The sequence below is a fragment of the Calothrix sp. 336/3 genome (assembly GCF_000734895.2).
In the GTDB taxonomy this organism is placed as follows: domain Bacteria; phylum Cyanobacteriota; class Cyanobacteriia; order Cyanobacteriales; family Nostocaceae; genus 336-3.
In genome coordinates this window covers 377,806-394,039 of sequence record NZ_CP011382.1, presented here as the reverse complement: position 1 = coordinate 394,039, position 16,234 = coordinate 377,806, and the positions used below count along the sequence as shown (strand labels likewise).

8 protein-coding genes and 1 pseudogene are annotated in these 16,234 nt (G+C 39.8%); 4 read left to right on the top strand and 5 right to left on the bottom strand.

All coding sequences use genetic code 11. The features are described from left to right. Positions 1–341 precede the first annotated feature (341 nt). Positions 342–6,038, bottom strand: a complete 5,697-nt coding sequence (locus tag IJ00_RS01615; protein WP_035149375.1) for an alpha-2-macroglobulin — start codon at positions 6,036–6,038, stop codon at positions 342–344. 414 nt (positions 6,039–6,452) lie between these two features. Here IJ00_RS01615 and pbpC point away from each other — a divergent pair, with 414 nt between their 5' ends. After that, entirely contained in the window at positions 6,453–8,696 is a 2,244-nt protein-coding gene (pbpC, locus tag IJ00_RS01610) for a penicillin-binding protein 1C (RefSeq protein WP_035149372.1), read from the top strand. Between the two features lie 587 nt (positions 8,697–9,283). On the opposite strand, the gene IJ00_RS01605 is transcribed toward pbpC, so the two are convergent. Next, a complete protein-coding gene (locus IJ00_RS01605; RefSeq protein WP_035149370.1) occupies positions 9,284–10,897 on the bottom strand; it encodes a serine hydrolase in 1,614 nt (537 codons plus the stop codon). A 189-nt stretch (positions 10,898–11,086) separates the two neighbouring features. On the opposite strand from IJ00_RS01605, the pseudogene IJ00_RS01600 reads away from it, so the two are divergent. From IJ00_RS01600 to IJ00_RS01590, 3 genes and pseudogenes are all read left to right on the top strand, one after another. Next, positions 11,087–11,365, top strand: a pseudogene (locus IJ00_RS01600) (ATP-binding protein); the annotation flags it as partial. Positions 11,366–11,534: 169 nt separating this feature from the next. After that, a complete protein-coding gene (locus IJ00_RS01595; protein WP_035149364.1) occupies positions 11,535–11,828 on the top strand; it encodes a hypothetical protein in 294 nt (97 codons plus the stop codon). 687 nt (positions 11,829–12,515) lie between these two features. Beyond that, positions 12,516–13,067, top strand: a complete 552-nt coding sequence (locus tag IJ00_RS01590) for a cytochrome b (RefSeq protein WP_035149362.1) — start codon at positions 12,516–12,518, stop codon at positions 13,065–13,067. Positions 13,068–13,175: 108 nt separating this feature from the next. Here IJ00_RS01590 and IJ00_RS01585 read toward each other — a convergent pair whose 3' ends face one another. The 3 genes from IJ00_RS01585 to IJ00_RS01575 form a co-directional block, all read right to left on the bottom strand. Beyond that, positions 13,176–14,813, bottom strand: coding sequence for an ATP-binding protein (locus tag IJ00_RS01585; protein ID WP_035149360.1), 1,638 nt, complete (start codon positions 14,811–14,813; stop codon positions 13,176–13,178). 70 nt (positions 14,814–14,883) lie between these two features. Further along, positions 14,884–15,489 (bottom strand): chemotaxis protein CheX, encoded by a 606-nt coding sequence (locus tag IJ00_RS01580; RefSeq protein WP_035149357.1) that lies wholly within the window; start codon positions 15,487–15,489, stop codon positions 14,884–14,886. A 6-nt stretch (positions 15,490–15,495) separates the two neighbouring features. Next, the gene (locus IJ00_RS01575; protein WP_035149354.1) at positions 15,496–15,861 is read right to left on the bottom strand and encodes a PleD family two-component system response regulator; all 366 of its coding nucleotides are present in this window, start codon (positions 15,859–15,861) and stop codon (positions 15,496–15,498) included. Positions 15,862–16,234: the final 373 nt, after the last annotated feature.

The window sequence follows — 16,234 nt, the reverse complement described above, 5'->3', positions numbered from 1 at the left end:
CATAATTTAGTGGTGATTGCTTGCGTAGGGGTTTGAACCATAGCGGACGCATAAACGTAGAATGACTGTATTGTACTGCTTGGGTTAAAGAAGCGGTTTTGGTGTTGTTGGTGTAGTGAAATTAACTATTACAGGGCGGCTGAAATAAACCACCCATTCCAAATGTCTGAAACACTTGCAGCAAAGTAGTTACGTTAGCGTAGCTCTCCCACAGGGAGCATTCCGCGTAGCAGTACTAGTACACTGTCAAGGTTAATTTGAGGGATATCTCCCCCCTGTTCCCCCTTGTCCCCCTTGTCTCCCTTGTCTCCCTTGTCTCCCAATTCAAATTTGACAGACTACTAACTTTTCTCCTCCACAACTAAGGTAGACTCCGCAGAACGTCCAAACTCTTCCGGTGCATACTTCAGGTGTGCTTCTGCTCCGGGATGGGTAAAGGTTCCCGGTGTGACGGAACGTACTAAGTAGTGGAGGCTATAAACTCCCGGTTCCAAGTGGTTTGCATAGGCAACCAGGCGATCGCGGTAAATATTTCTGTATCCTAATTCCCAGCTATCTGTGGGGGATTGCAGTGCGGAGGTACTAGTTTGGAAACTTTGGTCTATGGCTTCTAAACCTGCCGCTAGGGGGTCTGTAATTAATACATGGTCTACGGGATGGTCAGTAATTAACTCTAAGGCAATGTCAAATACTTGACCGACGTTAAGGCGAGTTGGTTTATCAGTAGCGTACAAGCCCATTTCCTGCAAGGGTTTCTCCCCGTTGACTTCTCGAATTTGTCGAGATACTCGTAATCCTTGATACCTTCCTGGTTGATTGCCAGGGAGACGGTAACGGTAGGCAACGAGGTAGTGTAATTTACCCTGTCCCGATTTTTCCATGACTAAATCATGCTTACCCTGGGGTATTTGTTCTAGGGAAACTTTGGTTGCTGCGCTGGGGTTAGTATATCCGACGAATTTATTTTCTAACAGTTTTTTACCAGCTAATTTGACGGTTGCGAGGAAATTTGGTGGTGTTGCTTCTAGTTGTGCATAGTCAGCTAAGGAGGTTAAGGCTTCCGCATTATCATAACTACTTTGCCATGTGCCATCACGACGTAGATTTAACAGACTTTGGAGAATCTTGTCTAGGGTTTCTGGTTTGCTTTTCTGGGAGATGAATAGGCGTAAAGCTTGGGATTGGGCAGCAGTTTGGGAGTTCATCCAGCGCCAATTACTGGGTAAATTAATGCTGGCACTTCTACCTGTTTCGGAGATGTTCTGCTGTAATTTATTAGTTAAGGCTTTGGCTTCATCCTGCCATTCGGGGAACAGGGTGAGGTATCGCGCTAACTTAATTTGATTGACAATGGAGAAGGTATCTTTTTGTTTGTAGATATCTGCCAGGAAACTGTTCCTTTTTTCTCCTAGTTTTTCTAAGCCAATTAAAGCATTTAACTGTAGCTGACTTTTACAACCTGATTCTTTACAATTCACGAATTTACCAGGATTAGCTGCAACATTGTTGAGATATCCTTGAAGACGGGAAATAGTTGGTTGCTTAACTAACTGAGGAAATGCTTGATTTGTCTGAGAGAGAGCTTCTGCAATGTCGGCAGACACCCAGGGGTCAGATTTTTCTTGTCCTGGATAGGAGGCAAAACCGCCATCTGTAAGTTGCAGTTGTTGTAGCTTTTCTAAGGCTTGTTTGGCTTTATTTTCAGGTTGAAATTCGGCAAAGTTTTGTTTATAGGTTGTGGCAATGGTTTGTAAACTGGCGGCAATTTTTAATTGACTGGTTGCTGGTTCAGCAAAGGGCAGTTCTTCTTCCCAAACTTCTTTAGCTGGGGCTGTAATTTCGGGAATGAGAGTACTGGCAATTTGAATTTCTAAGCCATCATCACTAACTTTTTCCTTTTGAATATTTAGGGGAATTTTTGTAGTTTTGGTAGTGACTCCAGTTTCTACGACTGCTTCTGTAACTGCTAGGGGTTTGACTTCTAGGGGAACAGCAAAAGCATCCACAGAAGTTCCATCAACTTGGGTGGTAAATTTTAATTCGGAAGTGCCAACTTTGTCGGCTACCATGGGGAAGCGGTAGGCACGGGTAGCAGTTTCGAGGTTAGTAGTGAGGGAATTTTTCTCTGCAAATTTGACTGTTCCTGTAAACTCGCCATTTAGAGAAAGACTACCAGATTTCCCACTATTATTTGTCACCGATAATCCCCCTTGAAATCTATCTCCTGGGCGGGCAAATTGGGGAAGAATGGCATTAGTTAGTACAGGTTTAGTTGTGAGGAAACTTGCGTCACCATTGCCAAACCGTAAATTGCCATCGGTTGCAACTACCATGACTCTCCAGGTAGTTAAGTCATCGGGAAGTTTAAATGTCACCTGTGCTTTTCCGGTATCATCGGTGACTAAGGAACCGTTATAGTAGGCTAATGCTTGAAACTCTTTGCGGATACGGGTACTAGCAGCTGCATCGGATAACCCACCACCGTAACCCCATCCCTTCGGTTTGGCGATCGCGCTCTGCTCTACTACCACATCGGGGCGATTATCGGCAAATCTTGTCGAGAGGGGTTGCTCTGCATATACTGTATTCACTAAATCGGGGGGACGATAACCTGATAGTTGCAGTACTGCTTCGTTGACTACCATGACGGTTAATTGCCCTTTGGTGGGTTGATTTTGCTTATCTGTCAATTCGAGTTGGATGGTTTCCTCTCCACCGGGTTCTAGGGATGGTTGCAGAGGGGTAATTTTGGTGTTTAAATACTTCTCTTGCAGGTTGACTTTGAAGGGTGCAAAACCAATTTTTACGAGTTTATCCACGGTTCCGGGTTCCACTTGTTTTAGAGGAACACCTTGACGTACTAATACAGCTTGTACTGCTGCATTTGGTAGCATTTCTGGGGTGATTTGAAATTGAATTTGTGGCGCTCCTCCCTTGACTTTTGTGACTTTTTGGTAAAGGGGTTTGTCTTTGATGACTGCAAAATATAATTCTCCTTCGGGGTAGGGAGATTGAATTAAAGCAGTGGCAGTTTCACCCGGTTGATATTCCTTTTTATTGAGTTTAACTTCTAGGAGATTTTTATCATCGGAAGTCCAATTTACAGAGTTATCTCCTGTCACCCAAATTTGTGTGTCGGTGGCAGTAATTTCATCTTTGGTATTGCTGAAATTGGCACGGATACGGTAGGAGCCTGATGTTTTGGGTGTGAATTTGACGGTTTGGGGACTATTTTTAGAGTTAACTTCTGTGGTGGCAACTGTTTGATATTCAATTTGGTTTTTCTGGGTACGAGTTCCTTCTAAAACTTGGGTAACATTACTGTATTTCATCTCTTGTAATTCTAGACGTACCCGTTGATTTTCTTGGGGTTTACCAGCTGCATCGGTAACGATAATTTCTACAGGAAACTCCTTACCCCCATCGGCGACAAAATTATTTTTTAAGCCAATTAAATTTTTACTTGGTAAAGCAGTAAACTTTTGCGAACTAGCTACGGATAAATTAGAAACATCTGCCACTTGCACGTCTACCCGATACTCCATGGGGTAGGGTAAATCCTTGGCTACGGTAATTATTTGATTGCTATTACCCGTATTATCTAACTGGGTAGTAGTTTGCAGCACATCACTGGTGATATTTGGTGCTTCTTCCGGATAAAACCATTGTCTACCGAAGGTAAATTCTTCCCAATTCTTCGGGGTAAAATTGACTTTCTCACGGGTAACAAAGTATTTTGCTTGTCCCCCGGAAACAGGAGCGCCAAAAAGATAGTTACTTGCTGTTTGAGCAGTAATTTTCTCATCGAGATAGGCAAATTCCTGATTTAATTTTAGATCGACTTTAAAGTTAGGTGGTTTAAATTCCGCAATCCGAAATTCTCCAGAAATTTCTCGCCCATTCTTCCCTGTCGCTTGGATAGTATAGTAACCTAGGGGCTGATTTTTTTGAATGGGTAATTCCAGGGAGAAAGTTCCAAATTCATTTGTGGTTTTCTTGCCTAAATTCGTCTTTTTACCATTCGCATCAACCAGGTTTACCTGATATTCCCCATTCATATCCTGTTGAATCGTTCTATTTTGGAAAAAAGTGGCGATCGCGGTGAACCAAGCTTTCTCTCCTGGTTGATATAATTGTCTATCAGAAAAGATAACACCCCGTGATAAGGGTTTACCTTCATCCCAATCTGCATAGATACCATAACCGTAACTACCACTATATTCCTCAGTGCGGGCAAATGCCCAATCTTGATTCTCCTTCGCTATTACTAATAGTTGGGGTGACTTGCTAAAGGATGCTTGATTCGGAAAACATCCCTGTAAATCTGAATTTTTTAGTTGCAGTAATCCGTTAGTATCTGTTTTTCCTGATGTACAGGGTAGAGGTGTTGTAGTCGATTTTTCTTCTAATTTTGACTGGTAAATTTCCACATTTGCCCCATTTACAGGGGAACCATCATTTAAATGGTGTACTCGAATTAAACCAGAGTCAGGAAACCATTGGGAAAATACACCTAAATTAGTTAATTGTACCAAACCATAGGTTGTCGGTTCTCGCCAAAGTTCCTTACCCTCCTCCTGATACTTATTTATCTTTGCTTGTACCCCATAGGCTAACATTCCTGTACTATTAGGGAGTTTATCTTTCAAGGAAACGGCAATTTGTTGGAGTTGGTTTTTCTTTGTGGGAATCGGAAAACTTTGCCATTGACTCTGTTGTGGTAATAGGGGAGAAGCAGAATTAGAGTAGACTAAATCCCTAGGTTCTACTACCTTAAATGCAGCTTGATATTTTTTCTCTGGTAGATTAACTGCCGAAATATTTAACTGTAAATCCTTCCCAGATGGGAAAATATTTAAACCATTAGGAACCCACATATCCCCAGCAACATCCCCGGTGCTATATTTCACCGTCACTGGTTTTCCTAAGGTTTGTCCAAATTTATCTTGGAGATTCCCGTCAATAGTAATGGTGTAGGTTTTATTCGGTTCTAAACCATAGGGATTGAGACTAATAATTGCCTCATTATCATTTGCTTGAATTAGACGAGAAATATCTTGGGGCTTGGGATTAATTGTGATACTTTTAATTGCAGATTCTGCCACCAATCCATTATTAAATTCTAATTGGGGACTACCATTAACAAACCTACCATAGGCTCCTGCTCCATCAGGTAATCCGTAAAATTTAATTTGTTTAAATGCGAGGGGGGAATAGGTATTAATTTTACTGGAAAATTCCTTATCACTGGGTAAGTTACCATAGCTAGGGAGAATTCCCGGAGCAAAAACTAAGCGATATTTAGCAGACTTTTCTAAATCCTTTTGGGGTGTCAGATTATAAATCCAATTTCTTTGGGAAGGGTCAAACTTTTCCAAGGGGTCTGTGCTATCTTGACTATTATCAGACTTATCTAATTCAATATTAAATTTTATCCCTTCCTTCTTACCTTCCGGAATTAACTGTAAATGTTGTTGTAGAGAACTAATATCTAATTCTGTATTAGCAGTAGCTTGTAATTTTTGTTTTAAATCAATCGGTTCATTTTCTGCATCTTCAACGGGGTTTTTCCCCGGTAAATTGCTGATTTTTATACTTTCTGTATTAAATGTCCAGGCTAAATCTTGATTTAAACGGTGATTTTTTAAATCTGCCAAACCAGATTTGAGAGTCACTTTTAATCGAGTCGCTTTCGGTAAAGCTTTTTCAGCTTGAAAACCCACCATCCGAGGAGTTAAAAAACGAAATTGTCCTTTAATTGGTGGTTCTAAAACAAATTTTGTCAGTAAGTTTTGCTGCTGCGGATTATCTAAACTTTCGATAGGAATTAAAGGTTCTCGAAACCGAATCCGAATTTGTTGCAAAGGTGTAGCTTCCCCCAGGGGACTAATTTGCTCAATCCATGCAGGTAATTGGGGTGTAGGGAGTGCTGCAACGGTAGCAAGTTGCTCTTGTTGGGAGGATATTCCTATCAAGTTACATCCTGCTAATCCTAAAAATAATGTAAAGATTAACAGGATACGGACAAGGGTTTTCATAAATGCTGGGGATTGATGAGAGATTAAGTCTCTTAAGATACCCTATCCATAGGGTGAATTCCAGAAATATGAGATAACTTTTTATATTTAAATTATTTTCATCGGAGTTTAAAAAATGTAAATTTATTGCAACTTTTTGTACTGATTTCCCGTCAGAGGATAGGATTTAAAATTAAAGGATAGATTCAGCTTTTAACCGATTCCATTCTCTGTCACCCAACAATCAAACCATAGGATATTAAGAAAAGATAAGCTTCCAGATATTTGCAACATAATCTTACCGAACCTTCTCTGCTATTAATTTCTTTCCTAGATTTGCTCCTTCGCAGTTGAATTTCAGAGATATCGAGGTGATACCTTTCGGAATTCTCCCAGAGGCGATTGTGTTCATATTTAGATAATAAAAATATTTTTATGAAACTTGTTAACAGATTACCCTTTTTTCCCCAGTTACGAATCCGTCACAAATCAGTCAAGATAGCTATCTCAGTCATATTACTATGTCTATTTGTGCGCTTCATACCCTATCTTGCACCCCTTCGCAGCGCAGATATTGCCCAAACTCGATTATCTCTAGAATTTACCGATAGAAACGGTTTACCCTTAGGAACCATTCTCACCCGTGACCAAGAGCATACAGCAGTTGTTCGCCTCAAGCAAGTTTCACCAATATTTATCCAGGCAATTCTTGCTGCTGAAGATGGAGACTTTTACCATCACGGAGCCTTAGATTTAAAGGCGATCGCCCGCGCAACTCAAGATGCAATTTATACTAAGCGCATTACCTCTGGTGCTTCCACTATTACCATGCAATTAGCGCGGATGTTAGATGGTTCACCCCGGAATTTATCAGGTAAAATCCAGGAAATATGGACATCATGGCGATTATTTGCAGGGATGAATCGAGATGAAATTCTCGCTGCATATATCAATCGTTTACCCATGGGAGGAAATATCTATGGTGTAGAAGCAGCAGCTCGTACTTATTTTTCCATACCCGCCAAGGATTTAAATTTAGCACAGGCAAGTTTACTTGCAGCAATTCCCAATAACCCCACCTATTTCAATCCCTATCAACATTGGCAACGGTTAAAAAAACGCCAAAAATATGTGTTGAGAAGGATGATTCAGGATAAATATATTAGTCAGGAGGATGGGAAATTAGCATCTATAGAAAAAGTAGTTTTTCAACGACAACAGGGAATTATTGCCGCTCCCCATTTTCTCTTTTGGTTAGCAAAGCAAGGGGAAAGTAATTCTGAGACTTCTGCACCCATTGTCACGACAATTGATAGAGAATTACAACAATTTACGGAAGCGCAATTACGGCAAATTCTCGCTAATTTGAAAAATAACAATGTTCACCACGGTGCAGCATTAGTTGTAGATAACCATCGGGGAGAAGTACTAGCTTACGTTGGTTCTCCTGACTATTTTAGCCAAGAAAATATCGGTAAAAATGATGGTGTGCAAGCACTGCGACAACCAGGTTCCACCTTAAAACCTTTCCTCTACGAATTAGCCTTAGAAAAGGGAGTAATTAAACCCAATTCTCTCCTTGCAGATGTTCCCACCCACTACGCAATTCCCGGAGCTAAACTTTATAGCCCCACCGATTATACTAAAAATTTTCTCGGCAATGTGAGAGTTAGAATAGCCCTAGCTAATTCCTTGAATGTTCCGGCAGTCAAAGTATTAGAAAAAGTTGGGGTACATAGCTTTCTTGAACGATTAAAAGAATTAGGATTTCAAAATCTCAATCAAAGTGCAGAACACTATGGATTAGGTTTAACTTTAGGTAGTGGGGAAGTGAATTTATGGGAACTCACCCAAGCTTATTTAACCATGGCAAATCAGGGACAAAAATTACCTTTAACTCCCATAATTTCTTCCGCTCCGACTCCCAACCCCCCACCACCTAGCAAGACATGGCAATTGATCGGCGATATGTTGAGCGATCGCCATGCTCGTGCCACCGCTTTCGGTGTAGACTCAGTATTAAATTTACCCTTTGCCGCAGCCGTGAAAACAGGTACTTCCTCTAATTACCGCGATACTTGGACAGTAGGTTTTAGTAAAGATTATACCGTTGCCACCTGGGTAGGTAATTTTAATGGTGAACCGATGAAGCAAGTATCAGGTGTTACAGGTGCTGCCCCTTTGTGGAATCGCATCATGTTACATCTCCACGAGCAGCAAGAACCTGAGGAATTTTCTCCCCCCCAGGGAATGGTACAACTACCAATTTGTGCAGAGACAGGTTTAAAACCAACAGATAAATGTAGTTCCGTGGTACAGGAATATTTCTTTAAGGAAGATGTCGCTAATTACCACCAAGGGCAAAGTTTAGTGAGGGAAAATTTAGATAGTTCCTTCAAATTAGCATCTCCCCAAAATCAAGATATCTTCTTAGTTACACCAGGAAATATTGGTAAGGATAAACTACAATTAAAGTTAGTAAAAACACCCCAGGAGAAGGTGGAGTGGTGGCTGAATGGTAGTAAAATAGATGAAGGAACTCAACAAGCTATATTTTGGTCTCTGCATCCTGGAAAGTGGGAATTAATTGTGAAAAGTGGTGAGTTGAGCCATCGAGTCAATTTTACTGTTGAGCTTGGTAATTACCAGCCAAAAAATCGCGGTTTCTCTGTGAGATAATTGATTTTATCATCTGAGTTTTAGCCTTTTCAGACTTATTGAAAAGCAAGATTGTTACTTAGATAATTAATCATTTCCAAGTGAAGGAGACTATATTAACTGATTTGAGCGTTCGCAGTTAAGAAAAGTATGAGAAAATGGGTTAGATTTAATTTTTCTTTGATATTGAAATATCAAATCGCCTTTTCTCTTTACCAAGACGCAAATTGCCGTAATTAACGTGAGTTCGACATATTTGAAATGCTATAATCCTTGTAAATCAAAGGTTTTGAAAGCTAAGGTTCAAAGTTACTTCAATTATTAGTTGAGAACAAAGTTAATAATCAATAAATTCAAGAGTTGCTGATTTTATTCTCAATAAGCTTCGAGTTTTTTAGAAACTCTTGATTCTTTTAAAGAATACTGGGTAGGAGTTTCAGGCTTTACAACTCATCAACTCAGGTTAATTAATTATTTAGTAAGTAGCCGTCATGAACTGCGTACACCAGGACAGATGAAAATAGGCATTGGGCATTAATTGTTTCTCCCTTGTCCCCCAGCTCCCCTGCTTTTTCAAGTCAGTGTAATGAGATTATTGAGCGCGTTTTTTATTTCACAAATTGAATGTTTCTGACACTTCCATATCCTGCGCTCATATTGAATCCAGTCACTTGATGTAAGCCATCACGGAAAAACTGCAAAGTGATGTCCATCCCTTTCAGTAAATCCTTGTTAATTGGTTTGAGGGTTTCTCGAAGAGAATTTTTTCGATTTAGCAGCAACTCTCCATCTTCTATACTGATTCTGTAGGTGACATCTAACTCTTGGCAATAATACTCTCCTGTAAAATCCATCAACTGTTCAGAATCAGGAGGAGCAAAGTCTAGCCGTTGGAAAACGTCCCGTCGTTTGCCATCCACACAAACGTAAAGATGAGAGGGTTCATCTAAACCTGACTCTTCAAATTCAACATCGGGATTAGAAGGAATATCCATTATGACAAAATGACTTGAACTCACAGGAGCAAGTGTAAAGCTCATTCCGGCAAATTCCACGATTAATTTTCCATCCTTTACCAATAACTCCCAAACGGTTCCTGTTTTTAGGTTTTGATAAAAGCCAGTCTTGCTCTCTAAATCAACCGATGGAATTTCTCTTATTTGGGTTTGGCGGCTTACAGATTCTATGCTTTGCTCAGTAAAGTCATCAACTAAGTAGATATCTGCAACTTTTCTGGCAAGTTCTGGCGGTTTAGCGCTGCCCAAATTTGACAAGCAAATTACAGAGAATCTCTGTTTGGGGAATCGAAGCATCTGTGATCTGTAACCCATCCATCCACCACTGTGGCTGATGGTTTCTAATCCTCGGTAATGCCCTATAACTAAACCAAAGGCATAATCTATCCCTTCGCCGCTATTCAATCTTCCAGGTGTAATGATTTCTTCGATCAGGTTTTGCCCATATCCTCCTAATTTGTTTTGGTAAAAATTCTCATCCCAGATACATAGATCCTCAACTGTGGTATAGATACCACCGTCACCCACGACATCAAAAATAGACATATCAATCCGAAAGCTACCTTCGTCCCTCACAGAGTAGCCGATCGCTCTATTCTTAACAATCCTTGTGAAATCATCGTGAAAGTGAGTTGTCTTCATCCCAAGCGGACTGAAAATATGCTGATCAGCAAAAACCGCCAGAGATTCTCCAGAGACACGTTTTACAATTTCTGCCAAAAGAAAATATCCTGAGTTGCTGTACAAATGCTCATCTCCTGGCTTGAAGTTTAATTCTTTTTGACGAGCTATTAAACCAATGATTTCGTTCTCAGGATACTCATTCTCACATCGCATTCCTGCCAATTCCATGAGGGTTAGGTAATCACGAATGCCGCTTGTGTGGTGAATCAGATGCCGCACAGTAATGGGATACTCATATCTGGGTATCTCTGAAATGTAGATTTGGATCTCGTCATCTAAAGAAAGTTCCCCCTTTCTTGCAAGTAAAGCAATGCACATCGCTGTAAACTGCTTGGAGGTTGAGGCAATATCAAAGACCGAATTTGGAGAAATCTTTATGTTGTGTTCTAAGTCAGCCATACCATAGCCGCGCTTATAGACAGTCTTACCATCTTTGATGATGGCTAAAGCAAAACCAGGAGAGCCTGGTTTATCCCATTCAGAAAATAATTCATCGACTTTATTTGGTGATGGAAGTGTCATTATCAAAGGCTAGAAAGATTACTTATTTACTAATTATCGTATTTATACTAGTTGACTTCCACAAAGTTGAAACAAAAATCCTCAAACCCAAAATCGTCTAAACTCAAAGTGTCCGCTAACTGCCAAATCCCATGTCTCGCTGGTTTAATATTGCAGGTCCTTGTAACCCTGAGAAATTTTAACGCGGCAGAAAGGGAATATGCCATTGGTAGTGACAGAATGGATTTATGTCTGCGTTACAGAGATGTCACCCTAGGTATTGAGTTAAAGGTATGGCGAGAGAAAAAGCGTGACCCCCAAGGGGAAGGGATTGAGCAGCTAGAATCCTATTTAGGGCGTTTGGGGTTGGATTTTGGTTGGTTGTTTGTGTTTGATAGGCGGAAAAATGCCCTACCAATGGAAGAACGTTTATCTACTCAGGTTGTGGTGACGGAGAATCAGCGTACTATTACTGTGATTCGGGCGTGAGTATGAAATTAAAGGGATAGCCTAAGGTATAATACGGGGAAAATTAATAAGTTATGTTTACCATGATACAAGTATAGATTTTAGCAGTTTTGAGTATAGCTGAAGTGTTATACTGATTAATATCATCTGATATTTCTTATCACGCCACACGTTTTAACGTGTATAAATCATGGAAAGCTCTTCTAGTCTTGTTACAGAATTTGAACAATTGTTTAGACAGAAGTTACGACTAAATAATTGTAGACTTCAGAAGAAAATACAAGAAAATAGTTATGAAATCACTACTCCTGCTAAAGATATTTTTTTAATGTCTTGGTCTGATTTTCCCGATATTAAGTTGGTCTATCAGCCTGTGGGAATACGCACCAAGCAGACAGTGGTTTATGAGCGTGCTATTCGTGATCACATTATTTTTTGTGTGAATAGTGTCCAAAATAAATCTCAGCATAGTCTGATGACTTGAGAAAAAGACAATTTTACTCTCGCTCCTCCTACAGCATGGCTATTCAGTTTTTATAGATAGGTTCCCAATACTTAAAATTATATTTATATAATAATTGCAACTCACAGGTATATTCTGTGGGATTGCATCTTTTATGGGATAATAAGTTTTATCCTAAAAAAGCTATAGAAGCTCTGGTTTGGTGATTAAAAAAACCTAGAGGTCTATCCTACTTAATTTTGATACTTTACTGCTGGCAGCGTATCTCCTGAGAAGATGCTCTGCGAACGATTCACGCGGAAGTATTGTCTAATTCCTAAAATTTGGGAGCGAGACACTCCCAGTACACATTTTTTACCTATCACAACTTATACGATAAGGTACTAGATGTTGTGGTGAGATGGTACGCTGCAATGATACTATAGAAAAAATTTGACGTTTCCGCGCTTTGACTTGGATGTAATATTTTAGGCTTGTCAAGCTTCGCTGTAGCTCACCACTAGAGTTATACAGTACCCTAGATGTTTTTCAAAAGTCAAATATGATGCTTATATGCAAAAACTCTTTAGCCTTGCTACCCTAATATATATTTTTCAGATATTTTATAGGAATACTCACTGATGAACTTGCATACAGCAAGATAAATGCAACGTCGGTTTTAGCTTTCCCGCATTTTGCAGCGAGTCTTGATATTTAGGAGTAGTAAAAATGACCACAGTAAAACCAGTTAAGAAAAAATCTGCGGCTCAACGTTTGTGGTTTCTGCATTGGTTGATGGCAGCTTTTTTTCTGCTGCTATTTATTGGTGGTACTTATATGGCAAACTTCTTGGGGGATGCTCCCTATCGGAGGTTGTTTTACGACTTTCATAAAACCTTGGGTGTGGTAGTGATGAGCTTATTACTAGCAAGAATCGTTGTCTTGTTAGCTGTTTTACGACATAAGTATCGTTACCGTAAGCCAAAAGCAACTAGGGAATGGTGGCAAAGTTTAATTTTGCATAGTTTTTTGTACGGATTTATGTTGTTTATGCCCATCAGTGGTTATATGATGTCCAATGCTGGTAATCATGATGTGGTAGTTTTTGCGACTCCGATTGTTTTACCCCGGCTTTTTCCCGTAGATCCACAGTTGGGGGCACTGGGTAGAAATTTACATTTTTGGTTGGGTTATACTTTTTTGGCGGCGGTGTTTTTACACATGGCAGAGCAGTGGCGGTATTTGCGATCGCAGTGGCGTAGATTCAGACGTAAAGCTTAAATAAATCTTCGTCTGCCGGAATTTTTTTGCTATCCCTTCTGCTCGTTTATCGTCTACATCGGTGGTATAACGTGCCGCATAAGTTGGCGATCGCTTCAAAGTATCTTGCTACTTTTTACTTGTATCTTGTCTCATACCAACAAGTGCTGCAATTGCAGCCACAAGTTTTGAGGGATCGGCTGGTTTAGTGATATGAAGTTGAAATCCAGCGGTTAAAACCTGTTTTTGTGTAGTTTCTGCGGCATAAGCAGTTAGGGCGATCGCGGGAATCTGTCCACCTTGATTAGCAGACATTGCTCGTAGTTTTTTGATCAAAGCGTAGCCATCAACTTCTGGCATACCCAAATCGCTCAACAGCAAATCGGGTTTTGACACTGGTATTATGGCGAATGCTTCGCTGGCGGATGCTGCGCTTGCCACGATCGCTCCATACTGCTCCAATAGGAAGACAAGAAACTCCCGCGTATCAGCATCATCATCCACAACTAATAACCGTATCCCTTCTAGGGGAGCATAAAGCATAGAAGATGGATAGAGATCGTCAGAGGCGTTCTGATCTTCAATTTTAAATTCCAGACTCTGTTGAACCACTGGTAAGCAAACTGTAAATGTCGCCCCTTGCCCCTCGCCAGGGCTTTGTGCCCAAACTGTACCACCATGCAGTTCGACAAGTTGACGCACAATCGCCAAACCAAGTCCTAATCCACCAGAACTTCGGCTTGTACTACTATCTGCCTGACGGAAATACTCAAATACGTGCGGCAGAAAATCAGGATTAATACCCTTGCCCGTATCAATGATTCTGAGTTCTATCTGAGAATCAATTTGTTCTAAGTAGACTTCGACTTTTCCGCCGGATGGAGTGAATTTAATGGCGTTAGAGAGTAAATTCCAAACAACTTGTTGAAGACGACTACCATCACCTTTAACTTGTCCAATTTTTAGACCTAGATAAAGATGAATTTGAATCGACTTGGCTTCTGCCGCTAAATGTACTGTGTCTAACGCTGCTTCAATAATAAAAGCAAGATCAACCGTTTCTAAATTAAGTGCTAGTTTGCCTCTAAGAATGCGGGAGATATCCAACAAGTCTTCAATCAATTGAGCCTGTAGTAAAGCATTGCGTTCGATTGTTTCAATGGCACGCACAGTAGTAGCTTCGTTTAATGAGCTATTTTTCAGTAGCTTTGCCCAACCCAAAATTGGATTAAGAGGAGAACGAAGTTCATGAGAAACTATTGCGAGAAATTCATCTTTAATGCGGTTTGCAGATTCAGCAGCTTCTTGCGCTATCTGGCGATCTTCTGCTAGTGCTAGTGCTTGATCTCGTAAATTTTTATATTCCTGAACTCGAAAAGTTAAATCTGTGAAATCTTCAATTGAGAAGAGAGCATAAAACCTATTTTCATCCAACGCAGACACAGCAGTTACTGTTGTTTGCTGAATGCGATATTTATTTTCAGATAGCGGTATCGGAATAATATATTTATGCAGTTGAGAAGAAAAAATTGCGGGAGGTCCACCTTGAAAAATTTGCTCTAAGCGACTAGTATAACGAGGCTGATTCAAATGAGGAAAATATTCATGAAGAGAATTTCCTAAAATTTGACTTCGGGAAATTTTTGTCCATTCCTCTAAGCAGCAATTCCAGAATAAAACAATGTAATCTGACTGTATAACAAAAGCCCCTAAAGGAATTTTATCTAAAAGACTAAATTGTTCATGAGCTTTTTCTATGGTATTCATTATTTTATCGTTAGCATTTAAGCAGAAGATTTCAATATTTTGATTGAGCTAGGCTAGGAAGTTTCCTGGATCACATAACTGCAATTTCATCATTAATTGCATTGATGAGTGCATCAAATGTACCTACGTGAAATATTAAAATAATATCCCCAATAATTTCTAACTGTTCAATTATGAATCGAGCTTGTGCTAGCAATATTTTGGAATCGCTTTCATAGGTAGATAATAATAAGCTTTCAATTGTATCTTCTAAGTAAACAGGTAATGTGTAGTTCACATGCTGCTTTAGGACATTACTCAGTGAACCCATTACCCCATTGATGACAATATTACCAATTTCGCTGAGAGTACCAATTTTCACCGCATCTAACTCAGCAGAACCTGGCTCTTCACCTGTAAGCACCGCAACTAGTGATGATGCACTTTCAGTAGGAAAAATTAAGCCAGCAGCACCAGAAAAAGAACCTGTAAAGCCTAGTCTTACAGATGCCAAGCTGTCATTGTGGAATCGTGTTGCTAAGTCCTGATAGGCTTCAGCAGCAGTTAATACTTTCACAAATGGAATTTTGAGACCAATGTGAGAGTCTACCATCTCATTTAGTAGACTTGCGGCTCGACCAATGCCAATATTAATCAACTCTTGAAGTGCATCCAGTTGTTCTGCTGTTAGATTCATCACAACTCATTCCTTAGGATTAATAACTTGCTGTACTGCTTTTCGCAATTCATTTTCTTTCGGTGGTTTATTAATAAAGTTAATAGCCCCCAGACTATAACTTTGATTGCGTGCGCCTTCTTGAATATCGGCTGAGATGATAATTGTGGGAATTTTTAATTCTTCATCTTGTAGAGCTTGTAGAAATTCAAACCCATTCATGTCTGGCATCAGCAGGTCTGCTAATACGCAATTGGGTTGGCGCTGGTGAACTAATTCTAATCCCTCACGCCCATTAGTTGCTTCTATAATTTCGTAACCATCAACTTGCAGAAACTTACGAATCATTCTGCGAGAAAAGGCTGCATCATCAATAATTAAAACTAATGCCATTATCTCTGCCCTTTTGTGTTTTAGCTCAAGAATTGTTAATTAATATTCAGTTACCTAAAATATTAATAGGATGACCTCAATACCATAAATAATCATTTCAATTTTGTTGTTTAAGTTAAAAATCCTTAAAATCCATGGATTGAAAGCTTACTTGAATTTTGCTAAGTATACTTTGAAACAAAGATTTATCTGACAAGCTTCCAGATAATTTAGATTTAAGCCCGGGCTACGCCAACAACAATCAATTAAATGTGAGTCCCATAGAGTATAACTAAACCTCAGTTAAGTATTTTAAATTTTATCTAAGTTAAGTCTGGCTTGACTAAGCCAATGTAAAATAGTCGTGTGCTGAACATCCTTTGCCCGATTGGCT

Excerpts from the sequence above, each read along its gene's own strand:
- IJ00_RS01615 (WP_035149375.1), bottom strand. The coding sequence starts at position 6,038 with ATGAAAACCCTTGTCCGTATCCTGTTAATCTTTACATTATTTTTAGGA.
- pbpC (WP_035149372.1), top strand. The coding sequence starts at position 6,453 with ATGAAACTTGTTAACAGATTACCCTTTTTTCCCCAGTTACGAATCCGT.
- IJ00_RS01605 (WP_035149370.1), bottom strand. The coding sequence starts at position 10,897 with ATGACACTTCCATCACCAAATAAAGTCGATGAATTATTTTCTGAATGG.
- IJ00_RS01595 (WP_035149364.1), top strand. The coding sequence starts at position 11,535 with ATGGAAAGCTCTTCTAGTCTTGTTACAGAATTTGAACAATTGTTTAGA.
- IJ00_RS01590 (WP_035149362.1), top strand. The coding sequence starts at position 12,516 with ATGACCACAGTAAAACCAGTTAAGAAAAAATCTGCGGCTCAACGTTTG.
- IJ00_RS01585 (WP_035149360.1), bottom strand. The coding sequence starts at position 14,813 with ATGAATACCATAGAAAAAGCTCATGAACAATTTAGTCTTTTAGATAAA.
- IJ00_RS01580 (WP_035149357.1), bottom strand. The coding sequence starts at position 15,489 with ATGAATCTAACAGCAGAACAACTGGATGCACTTCAAGAGTTGATTAAT.
- IJ00_RS01575 (WP_035149354.1), bottom strand. The coding sequence starts at position 15,861 with ATGGCATTAGTTTTAATTATTGATGATGCAGCCTTTTCTCGCAGAATG.